The 14912-nt window shown below is 67.4% G+C and carries 14 protein-coding genes, 1 other RNA gene and 1 pseudogene; 4 read left to right on the top strand and 12 right to left on the bottom strand.

The genetic code is table 11. The annotated features are described in order from the left end of the window. The first annotated feature begins 34 nt into the window (after positions 1-34). Positions 35-1048 carry an MBL fold metallo-hydrolase gene (locus EV675_RS28155; RefSeq protein ID WP_130361994.1) on the top strand — a complete coding sequence of 338 codons (1014 nt, stop codon included), beginning with the start codon at positions 35-37 and terminating at the stop codon, positions 1046-1048. Continuing rightward, positions 1045-2022: a fumarylacetoacetate hydrolase family protein gene (locus tag EV675_RS28150; RefSeq protein ID WP_130361993.1), complete on the top strand. Its 978-nt coding sequence runs from the start codon at positions 1045-1047 to the stop codon at positions 2020-2022. Before EV675_RS28155 ends, EV675_RS28150 begins: the two co-directional genes overlap by 4 nt. A gap of 9 nt (positions 2023-2031) precedes the next feature. Here EV675_RS28150 and EV675_RS28145 read toward each other — a convergent pair whose 3' ends face one another. From EV675_RS28145 to EV675_RS28125, 5 genes are all read right to left on the bottom strand, one after another. Continuing rightward, the gene (locus EV675_RS28145; RefSeq protein WP_130361992.1) at positions 2032-2589 is read right to left on the bottom strand and encodes a LuxR C-terminal-related transcriptional regulator; all 558 of its coding nucleotides are present in this window, start codon (positions 2587-2589) and stop codon (positions 2032-2034) included. Between the two features lie 83 nt (positions 2590-2672). Beyond that, positions 2673-3611, bottom strand: a complete 939-nt coding sequence (gene kce / locus EV675_RS28140; protein ID WP_130361991.1) for a 3,5-dioxohexanoate:acetyl-CoA acetone transferase — start codon at positions 3609-3611, stop codon at positions 2673-2675. Next, the gene (locus EV675_RS28135) at positions 3608-4108 is read right to left on the bottom strand and encodes a lipocalin-like domain-containing protein (RefSeq protein ID WP_165404818.1); all 501 of its coding nucleotides are present in this window, start codon (positions 4106-4108) and stop codon (positions 3608-3610) included. Before EV675_RS28135 ends, kce begins: the two co-directional genes overlap by 4 nt. Then, complete coding sequence (locus tag EV675_RS28130) at positions 4105-4872, bottom strand: cyclase family protein (RefSeq protein ID WP_130361989.1); 768 nt, start codon at positions 4870-4872, stop codon at positions 4105-4107. Before EV675_RS28130 ends, EV675_RS28135 begins: the two co-directional genes overlap by 4 nt. A 26-nt stretch (positions 4873-4898) precedes the next feature. Then, on the bottom strand, positions 4899-5873 hold the full coding sequence (locus tag EV675_RS28125) for a Bug family tripartite tricarboxylate transporter substrate binding protein (protein WP_130361988.1): 975 nt from the start codon (positions 5871-5873) through the stop codon (positions 4899-4901). A gap of 152 nt (positions 5874-6025) precedes the next feature. Here EV675_RS28125 and EV675_RS30325 point away from each other — a divergent pair. Then, a pseudogene (locus EV675_RS30325) lies at positions 6026-6637 on the top strand (TetR/AcrR family transcriptional regulator); the annotation flags it as partial. Positions 6638-6756: 119 nt separating this feature from the next. On the opposite strand, the gene rnpB reads toward EV675_RS30325, so the two are convergent. From rnpB to EV675_RS28090, 6 genes are all read right to left on the bottom strand, one after another. Next, an RNA gene (rnpB, locus tag EV675_RS28115) (RNase P RNA component class A) lies at positions 6757-7168 on the bottom strand. Positions 7169-7179: 11 nt separating this feature from the next. Beyond that, the gene (locus tag EV675_RS28110) at positions 7180-8010 is read right to left on the bottom strand and encodes a DUF3025 domain-containing protein (RefSeq protein WP_130361987.1); all 831 of its coding nucleotides are present in this window, start codon (positions 8008-8010) and stop codon (positions 7180-7182) included. After that, on the bottom strand, positions 7992-9047 hold the full coding sequence (pyrC, locus tag EV675_RS28105; RefSeq protein ID WP_130361986.1) for a dihydroorotase: 1056 nt from the start codon (positions 9045-9047) through the stop codon (positions 7992-7994). Before pyrC ends, EV675_RS28110 begins: the two co-directional genes overlap by 19 nt. Before the next feature lie 133 nt (positions 9048-9180). Beyond that, positions 9181-10683: an amidohydrolase family protein gene (locus EV675_RS28100; RefSeq protein ID WP_242621642.1), complete on the bottom strand. Its 1503-nt coding sequence runs from the start codon at positions 10681-10683 to the stop codon at positions 9181-9183. A gap of 90 nt (positions 10684-10773) precedes the next feature. Then, positions 10774-11967, bottom strand: a complete 1194-nt coding sequence (locus tag EV675_RS28095) for a M20 aminoacylase family protein (protein WP_130362250.1) — start codon at positions 11965-11967, stop codon at positions 10774-10776. Positions 11968-12019: 52 nt separating this feature from the next. After that, on the bottom strand, positions 12020-12859 hold the full coding sequence (locus EV675_RS28090) for a DUF3047 domain-containing protein (RefSeq protein ID WP_165404817.1): 840 nt from the start codon (positions 12857-12859) through the stop codon (positions 12020-12022). A gap of 255 nt (positions 12860-13114) precedes the next feature. On the opposite strand from EV675_RS28090, the gene EV675_RS28085 reads away from it, so the two are divergent. Next, entirely contained in the window at positions 13115-13486 is a 372-nt protein-coding gene (locus EV675_RS28085) for an SWIB/MDM2 domain-containing protein (protein ID WP_087841749.1), read from the top strand. A 70-nt stretch (positions 13487-13556) separates the two neighbouring features. Here EV675_RS28085 and EV675_RS28080 read toward each other — a convergent pair whose 3' ends face one another. Further along, entirely contained in the window at positions 13557-14729 is a 1173-nt protein-coding gene (locus EV675_RS28080; protein ID WP_130361984.1) for a PQQ-dependent sugar dehydrogenase, read from the bottom strand. Between the last annotated feature and the right edge of the window lie 183 nt (positions 14730-14912).

The following is a 14912-nucleotide window of genomic DNA, read 5'->3' as shown; positions in this document are numbered from 1 at the left end:
CCTATAGAACGCTGGACAACCAGAAGGAGACGACATGACGACCTCGACCGCCAAATGGCGCTTCACCAAGGGCTTGCACGACCTGGGCAACGGTCTGCACGCCTACCTCGTTCCCGACGGAAGCTGGGGCTGGTCCAACGCCGGGCTGATTTCCGACGGTGGCGAATCGCTGCTGGTCGACACCCTGTTCGACCTGCCCATGACCTCCGAGATGCTGGCCAGCATGCGCGACGCCGTGCCCGCCGCGAAGCGGATCGGCGCCCTGGTCAACACCCACGGCAACGGCGACCACACCTTCGGCAACCAGTTGCTGGAAGGATCGCGCATCATCGCGTCCAATGGCTGCGTGGAGGACATGAAGCACCGCCCGCCCGAACAGTACGCCGGATGGCAGAAGGACTGGCCGGGCATGGGCATGGCCGGCAAATTCTGGCAAGAGGTGATCGGGTCGCGATTCGACTTCAGCGGCATCCGCCTGACGCTGCCCACCGAAACCTTCGACCACCGCATGGACCTCAAGGTCGGCGACAAGGAAGTCCAGCTCATCGAAGTCGGCCCGGCCCATACGCGCGGCGACGTACTGGTCTACGTACCGCAGGACCGCACCGTCTTCACCGGCGACATCATGTTCGTGGGCGCCCATCCGGCCATCTGGACCGGCCCGGTCTCGAACTGGATCGCCGCTTGCGACCTGATGCTGGGTTGGGACGTCGAGACCATTGTGCCCGGCCACGGCCCGATCACGGACAAGGATGGCGTGCGCGAGTTCCGCGACTATCTGATCTACCTGCTGGCCGAGTCTCGCCGCTGCCTTGAGGCGGGCATGTCCTTCGAGCAGGCGGTGGACGCCATTTCGATGGACCGCTGGGCGAACTGGGGCGAGGACGAACGGCTATGCGTCAATGTCTACGCCTGCTACCGCGAAATCTCGGGCGGCGCGCTCCCGGCCCCCAACGTCATGGACATGCTGGCGCTGATGGGAAAACGCCATTTCGCCCGCAAGCCGCACGCCTGCGGACACGACCACTGCGACGGAAATCACTCATGAAACTGACCACCTTCCTCGCCCCCGGCGGCGCGGCGCACATCGGCGCGCTGTTGCCCGGCGAAACCACGATCTCGGACTTCACGGCAGCCGACGCCGCGCCCTATTTCCGCAGCATGCTGGACCTGATCGATGCCGGGCCGGCGGCGCTCGAGCATGCGCGCCGCCTGGTGGAGCGCCCTACGGCCACCCACCCGGTGCCGGCCGTGGCCCGCCTGGCGCCGCTGCCCCAGCCACGCCGCCTGCGCGACTGCCTGTGTTTCGAGACGCACTTCCGGCAATCGCGCGCCAACCGCCACCTGTTCGGCATCGGCACGCAGCGGCTGGACCCGGCCTCGGTCGAGCTGCCCCGCGTCTGGTACGAGCGCCCCATCTACTACAAGGGCAATCCCTTCAGCGTGGTGGGCGACGGCGCCGACGTGCACTGGCCGGCGTATTCGCAGGTCATCGACTACGAACTGGAGATCGGCATGGTCACCTCGCGGGGGGGCAAGAACATCCCCGTGGCCGAGGCCTCATCCCACATCTTCGGCTACACCATCTTCAACGACTTCTCGGCGCGCGACGCCCAGTACACCGAGATGCAGGGCGGCCTGGGCCCGGCCAAGGGCAAGGACTTCGACACCGGCAACGCCATGGGCCCCTGGCTGGTCACCGCCGACGAGATCGCCGATCCGCAGGCGCTGACCATGGTCACCCGGGTCAACGGCGAGGAATGGTCGCGCGGCAACTCCCGGGACATGCACCATACCTTCCTGGACATCCTGGCCTACGTGTCGTCCGACGAGACCCTGTATGCGGGCGAAGTCCTGGGATCGGGCACCGTGGGCGGCGGCTGCGGCAACGAACTGGGGCGCTTCCTGAAGGACGGCGACGTGCTGGAACTGGAGGTCAGCGGGCTGGGCACGCTGCGCAACCGCATCGTGGCGCCGCACGTCCCGTCCCCGCCGCCCTTCCCCATCCGCATCCCGGTATAAGGGGCGGGGCTAGGGCAGGCCCAGCAGGCGGGAGATGAGTTCGCCCACGGTCCGGGCCTCGAGCTTGCGCATCAGGCGCAGGCGATAGGTCTCGACCGTGCGCGGGCTCAGCGCGAGGTCCTTGGCGATCTGCTTGCTGGTCCGGCCGGCCAGGATCTGGGCCGAGATCTCCCGCTCGCGCGGAGTCAGCGCCATGCGGACCGCGCGCACCGGACGCAGGTCCTCGAACACCCAGATGGCGCAGGCATAGGGCTGGGCCGGATCCACCGGCTGCCCGGACACCGCGCACCAGAACAGTTCGCCGTTGCGATGGACCATGATGCGCTCGTCGCGGTGGATGCCCTCGGCCAGCATGCTGCGCACGCCGCGCGCGCCGATGTCCTCGTACTCGGAATGAGAGGGATACAGCATTTCCGTGGTCTGGCCCACCAGTTGCTGTCGGCTGTATCCGAACATGCCCGCGAATGCCCGGTTGCAGCGCTCGATGACGCGGTCGCGCGTCACCAGCAGGCCGACGGGGGCCAGTTCGAAAGCGAGATCCGAGGGGGTGGGCAGTGTCGCGGTCATGTAGGGCCTAGGGAAGACCCAGCAGATCACCCGGTTGCTGAGCCCGGGTATTCTACCGTCGACACATGCGGCCGAGGTGCCCCTCAGCTGAAAGCGACCCGCTCCCGCCCCTTGAGCGCCAGGATAGCCCGCGCCTCGTCGGGCGTGGCGATCTCGTGTCCCAGGTCCTCCAGCAGCGCCCGCACCTTGCGCACCTGCTGGGCATTGGACGCAGCCAGCTTGCCGCGGGTGATGAACAGCGAATCCTCCAGGCCCACCCGCACGTGCCCGCCCATGGCGGCCGCCGCGACGGCCAGGTTCATCTGGCTGGCGCCGGCGCCAAGCACCGACCACTGGTAGTCCTTGCCGAACAATTTGTCGGCGGTGCGCTTCATGAACGCGAGATTGTCCAGGTCGGCCCCGATCCCTCCCAGAATGCCCAGCACGAACTGGATGAAGACCGGCGCCTTGAAAAGACCGGTGTCCATGCAGAACTTGAGGTTGTAGAGCTGGCCCACGTCATAGCACTCGTGCTCGAACTTGATGCCGTGCGGCTCCAGGGCATGGGCGGCCTGCGCGATGTCGCGGAAGGTGTTGCGGAAAATGTAGCCGTCGGACTCGCGCAGATAGGGCTCTTCCCAATCGAACTTCCACGTCTTGTAGCGCTGGGCCAGCGGGTGCATGGCAAAGTTCATGCTGCCCATGTTGAGCGAACACATCTCGGGCGAGAAGCGCAGCGCCGGGGCGGTCCGCTCGGCCACCGTATTGGTCAGGCTGCCGCCGGTGGAAAGGTTGACCACGGCATCGGTGGAAGCATGGATGACGGGAAGAAAGGCCCTGAAATGCTCCTGGTCGATCGAAACCGCGCCGGTCTGCGGATGGCGGGCATGCAGGTGCAGCACGGCGGCGCCCGCCTCGGCCGCTTCGATGGCCTGCCGCGCGATGTCCTCGGCCTTGTAGGGCAAGGCGTCGGACATCGTGGGCGTGTGGATGGCACCCGTGACGGCACAGGTGATGATGACCTTGCGGGGAGCTTTGCTCATGTCGTGGAATCGGCGAAGGATGAAGAAGCGGGGGCGGGCTCGGCATCGAGCCCGATGGGCTCGCGCTGCCAGACCAGCTTGATGACGGTCTCGACGCCATTCTGCGGTTGGGGCGCGGTAAGCAATTCCACGACGCCGTCGAACAGCCTGACTTCGCGGCGCAAGCGGGCGCCGACCCAGTTGGGATAAGTGGAGACGTCGATGCGGTGGACGATCCAGCCGTCTTCGAAGCCGTAGCTGCCCGCATAGCCTATGGATGACCGGTAGGCCGCGGCGCTTTCGCGCTCGGTGGCGTCCTGCCGGTCGAGGCCGGAAATGCGCTGGCGGCCGTCATGCGTGATCAGGGCCATCATGCGCCCGTCGGCGCCATATTGGATGATGCCGGAAGGCCGCGGGCCATACACGTCGAACAGGCGCTGCCCCTGCGGGCCGACCGCATAGGCTTCGCGCAGGTACCAGGTGCCGAGCAGCGCGGCCCGGGAGGCGGAACCGCTCATGGCAGCACCGCGACAGCGCGTACCCACCCGGCGGACGCCTTGTGGATTTTCACGGGAAAGCATATGATCTGGAAGCCGGTGGACGGCAGCCGGTCCAGATTGGTCAGTTTTTCCATCTGGTAATAACCTTGAATGCGCCCGGCCTTGTGGCCCTCCCAGATCAGGGAGGCGTCGCCGGTGGCGGCGTAGCGCCGAGCCGTGTAAGAAAAAGGAGCGTCCCAGGACCAGGCGTCGGTGCCCACCACCCGCACGCCGCGCGAGGTCAGGTAGAGCGTGGCTTCCCGGCCCACGCCGCAACCGGCGTCCAGGTAGTCGGGTTGCCCGTAGCGAGCGGCGGCCGCGGTGTTCACCAGCACGATGTCCAGCGGCTGAAGTTCATGGCCGATGCGGCGCAACTCGGCCTCCAGATCGCGCGCGGTCGCCACATGGCCATCGGGCAGATGGCGCAGGTCGAGCTTCACGCCGGGGCGATGGCACCATTCCAGCGGGACCTCGTCGATGGTGGCGGCAGGCCGGCCGCCGTCCATCGTGGATGCGTAATGCCAGGGCGCATCCATGTGCGTACCGTTGTGGGTGGACAGGTCGATACGCTCGACCGCCCAGGCCTCGCCATCGGGCAGGTCCTCGGGCGCCAGCCCGGCGAACGGCTGCGCCAGCGCCGCGAAGGTCTCCCGATGGTGTTGATAGCGGATGTGCGGGCCATTGCCGGGCCGGTCGACCGGCAGGCCGTTCTCTATGGATACGGATAAATCGATGTAGCGCATGGGTCAGGCTCTTGGCGGCGATGGACTTATTGCTGGTTCAAGCCGATGGACTTGACCAGGCCGGGCCAGCGTTCCGTTTCCTTCCGCAGGAAATCGGCCGCCGCCTGTACAGTCCCGCCCACGGGCTCGTTGGCGAGATCGCGCAGGCGTGCGATGGCATCGGGCTGCGCCAGGACCGCGTTCACCTCGCGGTTCAGGCGCGCCACCACCTCGGAAGGCGTACCCGCCGGCGCCACCAGCATGAACCACAGCGAAAAGTCGATGCCCGGCAGGCCTCCCTCCTCGAAGGTCGGCACGTCCGGCAGCAGCGCCGTGCGGCGTTGGGTGGAAACGGCCAGCGGACGCAGCTTGCGCTCTTTCAGATAGGGGCTGATGGTTCCGACGTTCTCGCACAGGGCTTGCACACTGCCGCCCAGCAGATCGGTAACGGCTGGCGCGGCGCCTTTGTACGGAACATGGATGACCGATGCGCCCGCCGCCTTCACGAACAGGCCGGCGCAGATGTGATGGGGCGAACCTTCGCCCGCATTGGCGATGGTCAGGCTGTCGGGACGTTCGCGCATGATGCGGACGAACTGGCGCAGGTCGCCGGCGGGGGCCGAAGGTCCGGCCACCAGCACCAGCGGGGCCGACGACACCACCGCGATGGGAGCGAAGGCCTTCGCCGGGTCATAGGGCATCCGCTTGTACAGGCCCGGGTTCACCGCCAGTGGCCCCATGCCGGCCAGCAGCAGGGTGTAGCCATCGGCCGGCGCCCTGGCCACCGCATCGGCACCGATGTTGCCATTGGCGCCCGGGCGGTTGTCCACCACGAACGGCCTGCCCATTTGCTGCGCCAGCCTGTCCGCCAATAACCGGGCAATATTGTCGGTCCCGCCTCCCGGCGGGTAGGGCACCACCATGTGCACCGGACGCTCGGGGTACTGGGCCAGTCCGGCCCCGGGGAAAACAGCGGCAACGAGCGACACGGCGCCAAGCCGAAGCAACGAATTCAAGGTCATGGAGTCTCCGTCGGTGCGGCACGCCGCATCCACAATTAGTTAGTTATTCGAATGACTAACTATTATAGAAGCCGGCTCCGCCGGACTGCAAGTACGGGACCGCTGCGCCGACTCCTCCCACGCTACACTCGCCTGCACATTGCGAATTCTTCATGGCCACTATTTCTCGCGCAGCCGGCGCCGCCTCCCCCTCGATGCCCAGGAAGGCGGGCCGCCCCAAGACCGACGGCCGGGACGCCATCCTGAGTGCGGCGGAACGGCTATTCGCCGAACGCGGCTTCGAAGGCTGCTCCCTGCGCAGCGTCGCCGACCTGGCCGGGGTCAACCAGGGCATGATTCATTATTTCTTCAAGACCAAGGAGGCCTTGTTCTTCGAGGCCTACATGCGCAACGGCCAGCAATTGGTCGATGAACGCATGCGCTTGCTTGACGACGAAGAAGCAGCCCACGCCGGCAAGGCGATACCGATCGAACGCTTGATCGAGATATTCCTGGTTCCGGCGGTTCGGTTGGCCATGAGCGGCCCGGGCGGACGCAACTTCCTCCGCATGCAGGCGCACTTGCAACTGGACGGCAGCAGCTTCGGCGACAAACTCCGCAGAACGCTTTACGACGCATCGTCGCGCCGCTTCGTTCAGGCGCTGGCCGCCAGCCTCCCGGAACTCGAGCGCGAGCAGGTCTCCTGGCGCTTCATCTTCGTGCTGGGCACTTATCAATACGTGCTCGCCAACAGCGGCCGGCTGGAAGCGCTTTCCGACGGCGCCTGCAACGGTCAGGAATTCGACCGGGCGCTGCGCGAGATGGTCCCTTTTCTTGCTGCCGGCATGAAAGCCGGCACCCCGGTCCAGAGCCCTTCCGCACACGGGAAGGCGCCTGCGAATCAAGGCAAAGCAGATCGATAGGCCGGATTCTGTACACGGGCGTCGCCCGCGGGCAGTCATTCCTCTGGGCCGGCCGTTGCCGGACGGCTCTAGCCACCTACCCGCATGCTCGGGCGGACCGCCCTGTACGGCCGAAGCCGCGCGCATGCCTATTTGGTGTTGCTCCGGATGGAGGTTGCCGCGTTTCACCCTGCCGCGACTCGCACGGTTGCCCATGCGAACGGTACGGAGTGGCCGTACCGGTGCGGACATCGTCCGCCCTCGCCGCAGACTCGTCTCTGTGGCCCTGTTCCTCGGCTTCGCGCCCGGGCTTGCGCCCTGGCGATCGCCGGACGGCCGTTAGCCGCCATCCTGTCCTGTGGAGTCCGGACCTTCCTCGATGCCCGAAGGCACCGCGACTGCCTGATCTGCTCTGCGCGTCTATTTTACCGCTGACGGGTGCGGCCCGGGCGGAAAACCTCGGTATCGTCGTAGAACCCCGGCGCCGTGTTGTCGGGCCACCAGCCGGGCAGGCCCAGCACCGGCAGCGGGCACAGGTCTCGCGCGGTGAAGAAAGGCCAGTTGTCCAGCCAGTCGGCCACCAGCCGGTCGATGGTGGTCCGCCGCTGCTGGGGCGACGCCCGGAAATACGAGTCGTCGACAGGCACGATCAGCGTATGCGCGGTAATGGCCTTGTACGGCCGCACAAGTTTTTCCAGCAGCCCGTGGCCGACGGCCCAGGGTTCGGTCTGCATCAGCGTCGCGGTGCGGCGCTCGACGAACAGCGCGCGCCAGTCGAAGCGGCGCAGGGCCTGGGCCAGCTCGTCGCTGGAGCAGGCCAGCACCAGCCCGTTCTCGTCGAAAATCGTCACGGCATCCCGCAAAGGCCCCCGGCCCTCGGCCGCGGACGCCTTCTTCAGCGCGCGCGCCTGCATCGCGTTCAGCCGCGCCTTCGTCTGCGGAAAGGCGAACCACATCAGCCCGTTGAAGAGATCGTGCAGGTTGTCCCGCGTGGGAATGCGGCCGGTCTGGTGGATGTGCGCCTCGTAGGCCCGGCCCTCGGGCAGGTCGGACTGGGGCGCGAACAGCAGCGGCTTGCCCGAGGCCGTCCGCATGCGCCCGCGCGCGCCGTGGCCGCCCTCGCCCGCCGCAAGCAGCCGGTTCAGGCTGTCGCACAGGGGCTCGTCGCCCGTGGACGCCAACAGCTCGCCCCGGTTGGCGATGCCGGCGAACCAGGGCTGGCCCCAGTCGATGTGGGTCAGATCGAGACCCGCCACGGCAAGGTCTCCCCGCTGGCCAGCGGCACGATGGTCTGCTGGCCGAACGACAGTTCGTCGGGAATGCGGAAAGACTCGCGCACCAGCGTCAGCGTGCCGGTATTGCGCGGCAGGCCGTAGAAATCGGGTCCGTGGAAGCTGGCGAAGCCTTCCAGCGCATCCAGCTTGCCGGCGTCGTCGAAGGCCTTGGCGTACAGCTCCATGGCATGCAGCCCCGTAAAGCAGCCCGCGCAGCCGCAGGCGTGCTCTTTCAGGCCGCGCGCGTGCGGCGCGCTGTCGGTGCCCAGGAAGAAGCGCGGATTGCCGCTGGTGGCGACTTCGACCAGGGCCTGGCGATGCGTCTCGCGCTTGAGCACCGGCAGGCAGTACCAGTGCGGGCGCATGCCGCCCTGGAACAGGGCATTGCGGTTGTACAGCAGATGCTGGGGCGTCAGGGTGGCCGCGATGGGGCCCTCGGCATCGCGCACGTACTGCGCGGCATCGGCCGTGGTGATGTGCTCGAACACCACCTTCAGGGCCGGGAAGGCGCGGCGCAGCGGAATCATGACCCGGTCGATGAAGACCTGTTCGCGGTCGAACACGTCGATGGCGGGGTCGGTGGCCTCGCCGTGGGTCAGCAGCGGCATGCCGACCTTCTCCATGGTTTCGAGCACCTTGGCGCAGCGGCCCAGCAGGTCCGTCACGCCGGCATCCGAGTTCGTCGTCGCACCGGCCGGATACAGCTTGACCGCATGGATCGCGCCGGACTCGCGGGCGCGCTGGATTTCCTCGGGCGCCGTATTGTCGGTCAGGTACAGCGTCATCAGGGGCGTGAACGCCTCCGGCCCGATGCCGCGCTTGCCGAGCGCCGCCAGGATGCGGTCCCGATATGCCAGCGCCTGGACCGTGGTCGTGACCGGCGGCTTCAGGTTGGGCATGATGATGGCGCGGGCGAACTGGCGCGCGGAATGGGCGGCGACGGCCTCGAGCGCCTCGCCGTCGCGCAGGTGCAGGTGCCAGTCGTCGGGGCGGGTGATGGTAAGCGTGGAAAGGGTCATGGATGCGGCCAAGGGCGTATCGGAGGATCGGCCGGCGCTGGCGCGTACGCCGCACCCGCGCCGGCCCGGCTGCCCTCATTTTACGGCCCGAACGCGGCCGGGCGCCAACCCCTGCGGCCGCGCGCGCTCCCGCTCATCCTTTCCGGTTCAGGTCGCCCAGGTTCTCTTTCCGGTTCGAGATGATGCCCTCGAGCCGCTCGTGCATCCGGCTCCCGGCCCGTGCGGCCAGGTCCGCGACCTCCTGGACGTCCAGCGTCGCGTGCCGCCCGCCCCGCAGCAGCACGCGTCCCCCCACGATCACGGTATCGACGTTCGCGGGCATGCCCGAATAGACCAGCGAGTAGTACGGGTCGATTACCGGGGCCATGTTGATGTCGTTCTTGCGGACCAGGATGATGTCGGCCTGCTTCCCGGCCGACAGCGAACCGATGGCGTCGTCCATGCCCAGCGCCTTCGCACCGCCCAGCGTGGCGATTTCGACGATGCGGCGCGGTTCGAGCTTGCGGTCCACGTCGGCGCGCTGCTTGTGGGCCCACAGCAGCGCCCGCATGACGGTGAAGAAATCGCCCGTCGCCAACGCGCTGGACGCATCGACCGACAGGCTCAGGCTGGCCCCCAGCGCCTCCAGCTCCGCGAACTGGATGTAGCCGTTGCGCACCGTCGAATACGGGATCTCGATGGCCGGCGACATGCTGAACTGCACCTGCTTCTTCACCATCAGCTCGCGCTCGGCGGCCGTGTAGCCCTGGGTGTGGATCATCAGGATGTCCGGACCCAGCAGGTTGCTGCGATCCATCAGCCCCACGAGCCCGTGCGCCGTGTCGCCGTAATGCAGCGAGATCGGCAGCCCCAGCTCCCGCGACGCCCGGACTTCGCCGACGAAGGTCTCGTCGCTGCCGCCGGCCTTCAGCACGGCCGGCGACGGCAATTGCAGGTTCACGCCCAGCCTGAGCCTCGGATCGGCACGGCCCCAGTTCGCCAGCGTCGCCTTGACGCCGGCCAGGTCCAGCCGCTCGCCCCGGCCGGGCGTGCCGTACGAGAAGCGGGTGCGGGCCCCCACGTCCAGCGCGGCGCGGATCTCGGCGTCGGCATGCGCGACGGACCGCGTGTTGTGCGAGAAATTGTTCAGGCAGGTCACGCCCGATAACAGTTCCTGCATCAGCCCGAAGCGGACCGAATGGAAGGCATCGTCCGGCGTGCACAGCGGCGCGGCGCGATTGGTCGTGGGGAAATAGCCGCGCAGGGGATCGTCGCCCCGCACCGAGCCGCGCAGGAAGGCATTCCAGAGGTGGGAGTGGGCATCGACGAAGCCGGGCATGACGATCATTCCGCGCGCGTCGATGACCTGCGCGCCGGGCACGGATAGCTTGCGGCCCACCGCGACGATGGCGCCATCGCGCACGTGGACGTCTCCCTCGGGCAGGTCGCCCACGCTCCGGTCCATCGACAGTACATGGCCCCCGGAGATCAGGAATTCCCGGCCCGACGCCTCCTTATTTCCCACCTGGGCCCGCGCCTGGCCCGCGGCGGCGATACCGGTTCCGGCCACCGCCGCCACCATCGCGCCGCGCAGGAAATCCCGCCGGTCCAGGCCGCCGGTACCGGCGTGCGCCGCCGTGCGTTCTCCATTCGCCATGTCATCCTCCCATCTTGCTTTAGATTTACAAATTTTATTTCTAAAGCAATTGGAAGCAAGGCTGGTGCAAACCCGCCCCCTCGGGCGAGTTCAGTCCACCACCGGCATGCTGCGCTCGACCAGCGAGGCCATGATGCCCGCGCCCAGGGGGATCACCGCGTCGTTGAAATCGTACTTGCTGCTGTGCAGGAAGCAGCCCTGTTCCGCGCCGCCCTGCCCCAGCCGGAAATAGGCGCCCGGCCGTCCCTGCAGCATGAACGAGAAGTCCTCGGCGCCCATCGACGGCGTCAGGTCGCGGATGACGTTCTCCTTGCCCAGCATCGCGGTCGCCACGTCGGCCACGAAGTTGGCTTCGCGCGGCGTGTTGATGGTGGCCGGATAGATGCGGTCGTACTTGAGCGTGGCCGTGGCCCCGAACGCGGCCGCGATCGACGAGGACAGGTCCCGCAGCCGCGTCTCGACCATCTCCTGTACCGTGCGGCGGAAGGTCCGCACCGTGCCCACCAGGCGCGCCTCGCGCGGGATCACGCTCATCGCGCCGGGATGGCCGGCCTGCACCGAACAGATGGACACCACCGCGGAATCCAGCGGATTGACGTTGCGCGAGACGATGGACTGCGTCGCGGTGATGATCTGGCCCGCCACCACGACCGGATCGATCGTCTGGTAGGGGTGCGCGCCATGGCCGCCCTTGCCTTCGATGACGATCTCGAAGCGGTCGGAGGCGGCCATCATCGGCCCGGGATTGATGCCGACCTTGCCGGCTGGCAGCCCCGGCCAGTTGTGGAGCGCGTAGATTTCGTTACAAGGATAGGTGTCGAACAGCCCATCGTCCATCATCGCGCGGGCGCCGCCCAGCCCTTCCTCTGCCGGCTGGAAGATCAGTACCGCGGTGCCGTCGAAGTTGCGCGTCCTGGACAGGTAGCGGGCCGCGCCCAGCAGGATGGCGGTATGGCCGTCGTGGCCGCAGCCGTGCATCAGGCCCGGCTTGCTGGAACGGTGCGCGAAGGCGTTGTCCTCGGCCATCGGCAGCGCGTCCATGTCGGCCCGCAGGCCGATCATGCGGCCGCTGTCGCAGCGCCGGCCGTGGATGATACCGACCAGGCCGGTCTTGCCTATGTCCCGGTGCACCTCCACGCCCAGCAGCTCCAGCGCCTTGGCGACGATGCCCGAAGTGCGCACCTCTTCGAATCCTAGCTCGGGATGCGCGTGCAGGTCGCGCCGCAGCAGCGTCAGATCATCGTGAAACTTGCGTATGGCTTCCAGCGGCGAACGCAACGCCACCCCAGCATCCATTCCTGCTCTCCGGTCCTGCGGCCGCTTTGCGGCCCGAATGTCAATCGATAACCGGTCCGTCCGGGAGTTCCCCCAGCGCGGTACGACTTGGTGTCCAAAGCTGAATGTCTCCATACCAGCTTTCGGCATAACCCCGGGTGTTGTCCGAGTCGGTCATGACCCCCACGCCGATCAGCGTGCCGGGCTCCTCTCCGAACAACTCGATGTAGTCCTGCACATAGTTGCGCTCGTAGTCCAGCCAGCGGCCCGTACGCTCGGGGCCGGACTCGACCACCTTCAGGCGGATGCGCGAGGTGTGGGCATTGGCCAGGTTGGCGCCCACCGGCTTGCCCGCATCCCAGGTGTAGATCAGGGTGGCGTAGGGCACCTCGCGCCCCAGCAGCATGCGCGCGGTCTCGGCCAGCATCTGATCGCGCAGCGGCAGCTTGCGCCAGTCGCCATCGAAGGCCAGCACCAGGCGGGCCGGCGCGTCCTCGGCCTCGGGGCGGGCGCTGTCGGCCCGCTCGATCATCGCGTCGGTGCGCCAGGACCAGCGCACGTATGGAGCCTGCGCGGCGGGCAGGTGCAGCGGCACCCACATCCCGCTCGCGGCGGATTCCGCCACGGCATGCAGCACCGCGCGCTCGTGCCCGCCCACGCTGGCGCGGGCGACACGGTATCGGGTCTTGGTCTTGTCGTGCCGGATGATCCAGGGCCGCCATCCCGCCGGGGCCTCGCCCACGGCCGAGGGCGATTGCGACAGCATCAGCGCCGCGGCGCCGTCGACCGGTTCCGCCGGATCCGCCCGCTCGGGAGCGGGACCGGCACAGCCCGCGAGCAGCGCCGCGAAAGCCAGCAACAAGGCGGACGACCGGATACCAAACGGAACAAATGCGAACATCGGCGGGCACATCCCGGCAGGGGCGTAGACGGCAATGTGACCATTCTACCGGCCATAGCGGCCCGCCAAGCGTTGCATCCCCGTCTAAAACCCCGGGGAAACGCCGTTTCTGTTGGAATTTTGTTGTGGCTTTGCCCAGCTAGGCGATATGCTGCGCTCGCGGGGTTATTCCGCAGTTCTGGAGTTTGCCTCTCGCGCACTGCGGTGTGGCCCTGCCAACGATCTGACGATTGAACCCCTTTTTAGGAGTACAGCATGGCCACAGCCAAGAAGGCGCCGGCGAAAAAAGCCGCGCCCGCCAAGAAAGCCGCTCCGGCTAAGAAAGCCCCGGCCGCCAAAAAGGCCGCTCCGGCCAAGAAGGCCGCGACCAAGGCTCCCCGCAAGGTCAACGCCGCTTTCCTCAAGCCCATGACCCCCAGCGCCACGCTGGCCGCCATCATCGGCCCGGCCCCGCTGCCGCGCACCGAAGTCACGCGCAAGATCTGGGAATACATCAAGAAGCACAAGCTGCAGGATCCCAAGGCCAAGCGCAACATCAACGGCGATGCCAAGCTCAAGGAGCTGTTCGGCAAGCCCAGCGTCGACATGTTCGAGCTGACCAAGATCGTCAACGCTCACCTGAAATAAGCAGGCCGCCCCGGCTGACGGGGCTCCCGCCGGCGCCCGGCCAATGCGGTCCGGGCGCCCTGCCTGCCCGCTACGTGGCGCGCAGGACCAGTATCTTTCCCTGCCTGGCATCGGTCAGCAGATACAGCTCCCCCGACGCGCCCATCACGACATCGCGGATCCGGCTGCCCAGATCGGTCAGCAGGCGTTCTTCGCGTACCACCTTCCCTCCTTCCATCTGCAGGCGTATCAGGGCCTGCCCGCTCAATGCGCCGGTGAACACACTGCCCGTCCACGAAGGAATGGCCTGGCTGGTGTAGAACGCCAGGCCGCTGGGCGAGACCGACGGCACCCAGCTGTAGATGGGCGGCTCGAAGCCGGCCGGCGACGATTCCTGTCCGATGCGGCCGCCGCCGTACTCCTCGCCGTAGGTGTACAAAGGCCAGCCGTAGTTCTTGCCGGCCCGCACGACGTTCAGTTCGTCGCCGCCCTGGGGGCCGTGTTCGACCAGCCAGAGCTCGCCCGTGGCCGGATTCAGCGCCGCGCCCTGGGGATTGCGGTGGCCCAGCGACCAGATCTCGGGCAGCGCCTGTTTGTCGCCGACGAATGGATTGTCGCGCGGCACGCCGCCATCGTCGCTCACGCGGACGACCTTGCCATGATGCGTGTTCAACCCCTGTGCGTCCGGGCGGGTCTGCCGGCTGGAACGTTCGCCCAGCGTGATGAACAACGTACCGTCGCGTGCGAAGACCAGGCGGGAGCCGAAATGCAGCGTACTGGCAAACTTGGGAGCCTGGCGGAAGATGACCCGGGACTCGGCAAAGCGCCACTGGCCGCCATCCTGCACCAGCTTGCCGCGGGCCACGGCCGTGCTGTTGCCTCCTTCGCCCGCTTCGGCGTAGCTCAGGTAGACCAGGCTGTTGCGCGCGAAATCGGGATGCAGCACCACGTCCAGCAAACCGCCCTGCCCTCGGGCGTCGACCTTGGGTGTACCCGCGACGGGCTCGGACAATTCGCCGCGCGAAGACACGACCCGCAACCTGCCCGGCCGTTCGGTCACCAGCGCGCCACCCTGCGGCAGCAGGGCCAATCCCCAGGGATGTTCCAGGCCCTCGGCCCAGGTCGATAGCTGTACCCCGGCGGGCAGGGCCGCGCGATTCATGGGTATGTCCTTGCCCGGCCGCACCGGCTGGGCCCACGACACGGTGGCCGCCGCCATGCCAAGCGCCACGGTCCAGCCTGCCATCCAACGCACTGGTTTCATGTCATTCTCCTTGTCCGCGATTACTTCTTGACCGGAACAAGGGTGCAGCCGTTCCCCGGCTGGGGAACGGCTCGCATGGCTGAGCACGAACAGGAGCACCAAAGACAAAACCCCCGGCCGGTTTTCCGGTCGGGGGTTTTGGGTGTAGATAGCCTGACAATGACCTACTTTCACAGACGTCCG

Source organism: Pigmentiphaga kullae, assembly GCF_004216695.1.
Taxonomy (GTDB): domain Bacteria; phylum Pseudomonadota; class Gammaproteobacteria; order Burkholderiales; family Burkholderiaceae_B; genus Pigmentiphaga; species Pigmentiphaga kullae.
Note: the sequence above shows the minus strand (reverse complement) of the source record. Positions and strands in the feature narration are given on the sequence as shown.

What these genes read in the sequence shown, in the direction of transcription:
- EV675_RS28085 (WP_087841749.1), top strand. Translation starts at nt 13,115, where the DNA reads ATGGCCACAGCCAAGAAGGCGCCGGCGAAAAAAGCCGCGCCCGCCAAG.
- EV675_RS28135 (WP_165404818.1), bottom strand. Translation starts at nt 4,108, where the DNA reads ATGAGCGGTTCCGCCTCCCGGGCCGCGCTGCTCGGCACCTGGTACCTG.
- EV675_RS28080 (WP_130361984.1), bottom strand. Translation starts at nt 14,729, where the DNA reads ATGAAACCAGTGCGTTGGATGGCAGGCTGGACCGTGGCGCTTGGCATG.
- EV675_RS28130 (WP_130361989.1), bottom strand. Translation starts at nt 4,872, where the DNA reads ATGCGCTACATCGATTTATCCGTATCCATAGAGAACGGCCTGCCGGTC.
- pyrC (WP_130361986.1), bottom strand. Translation starts at nt 9,047, where the DNA reads ATGACCCTTTCCACGCTTACCATCACCCGCCCCGACGACTGGCACCTG.
- EV675_RS28145 (WP_130361992.1), bottom strand. Translation starts at nt 2,589, where the DNA reads ATGACCGCGACACTGCCCACCCCCTCGGATCTCGCTTTCGAACTGGCC.
- EV675_RS28100 (WP_242621642.1), bottom strand. Translation starts at nt 10,683, where the DNA reads ATGGCGAATGGAGAACGCACGGCGGCGCACGCCGGTACCGGCGGCCTG.
- kce (WP_130361991.1), bottom strand. Translation starts at nt 3,611, where the DNA reads ATGAGCAAAGCTCCCCGCAAGGTCATCATCACCTGTGCCGTCACGGGT.
- EV675_RS28090 (WP_165404817.1), bottom strand. Translation starts at nt 12,859, where the DNA reads ATGTTCGCATTTGTTCCGTTTGGTATCCGGTCGTCCGCCTTGTTGCTG.
- EV675_RS28150 (WP_130361993.1), top strand. Translation starts at nt 1,045, where the DNA reads ATGAAACTGACCACCTTCCTCGCCCCCGGCGGCGCGGCGCACATCGGC.
- EV675_RS28155 (WP_130361994.1), top strand. Translation starts at nt 35, where the DNA reads ATGACGACCTCGACCGCCAAATGGCGCTTCACCAAGGGCTTGCACGAC.
- EV675_RS28125 (WP_130361988.1), bottom strand. Translation starts at nt 5,873, where the DNA reads ATGACCTTGAATTCGTTGCTTCGGCTTGGCGCCGTGTCGCTCGTTGCC.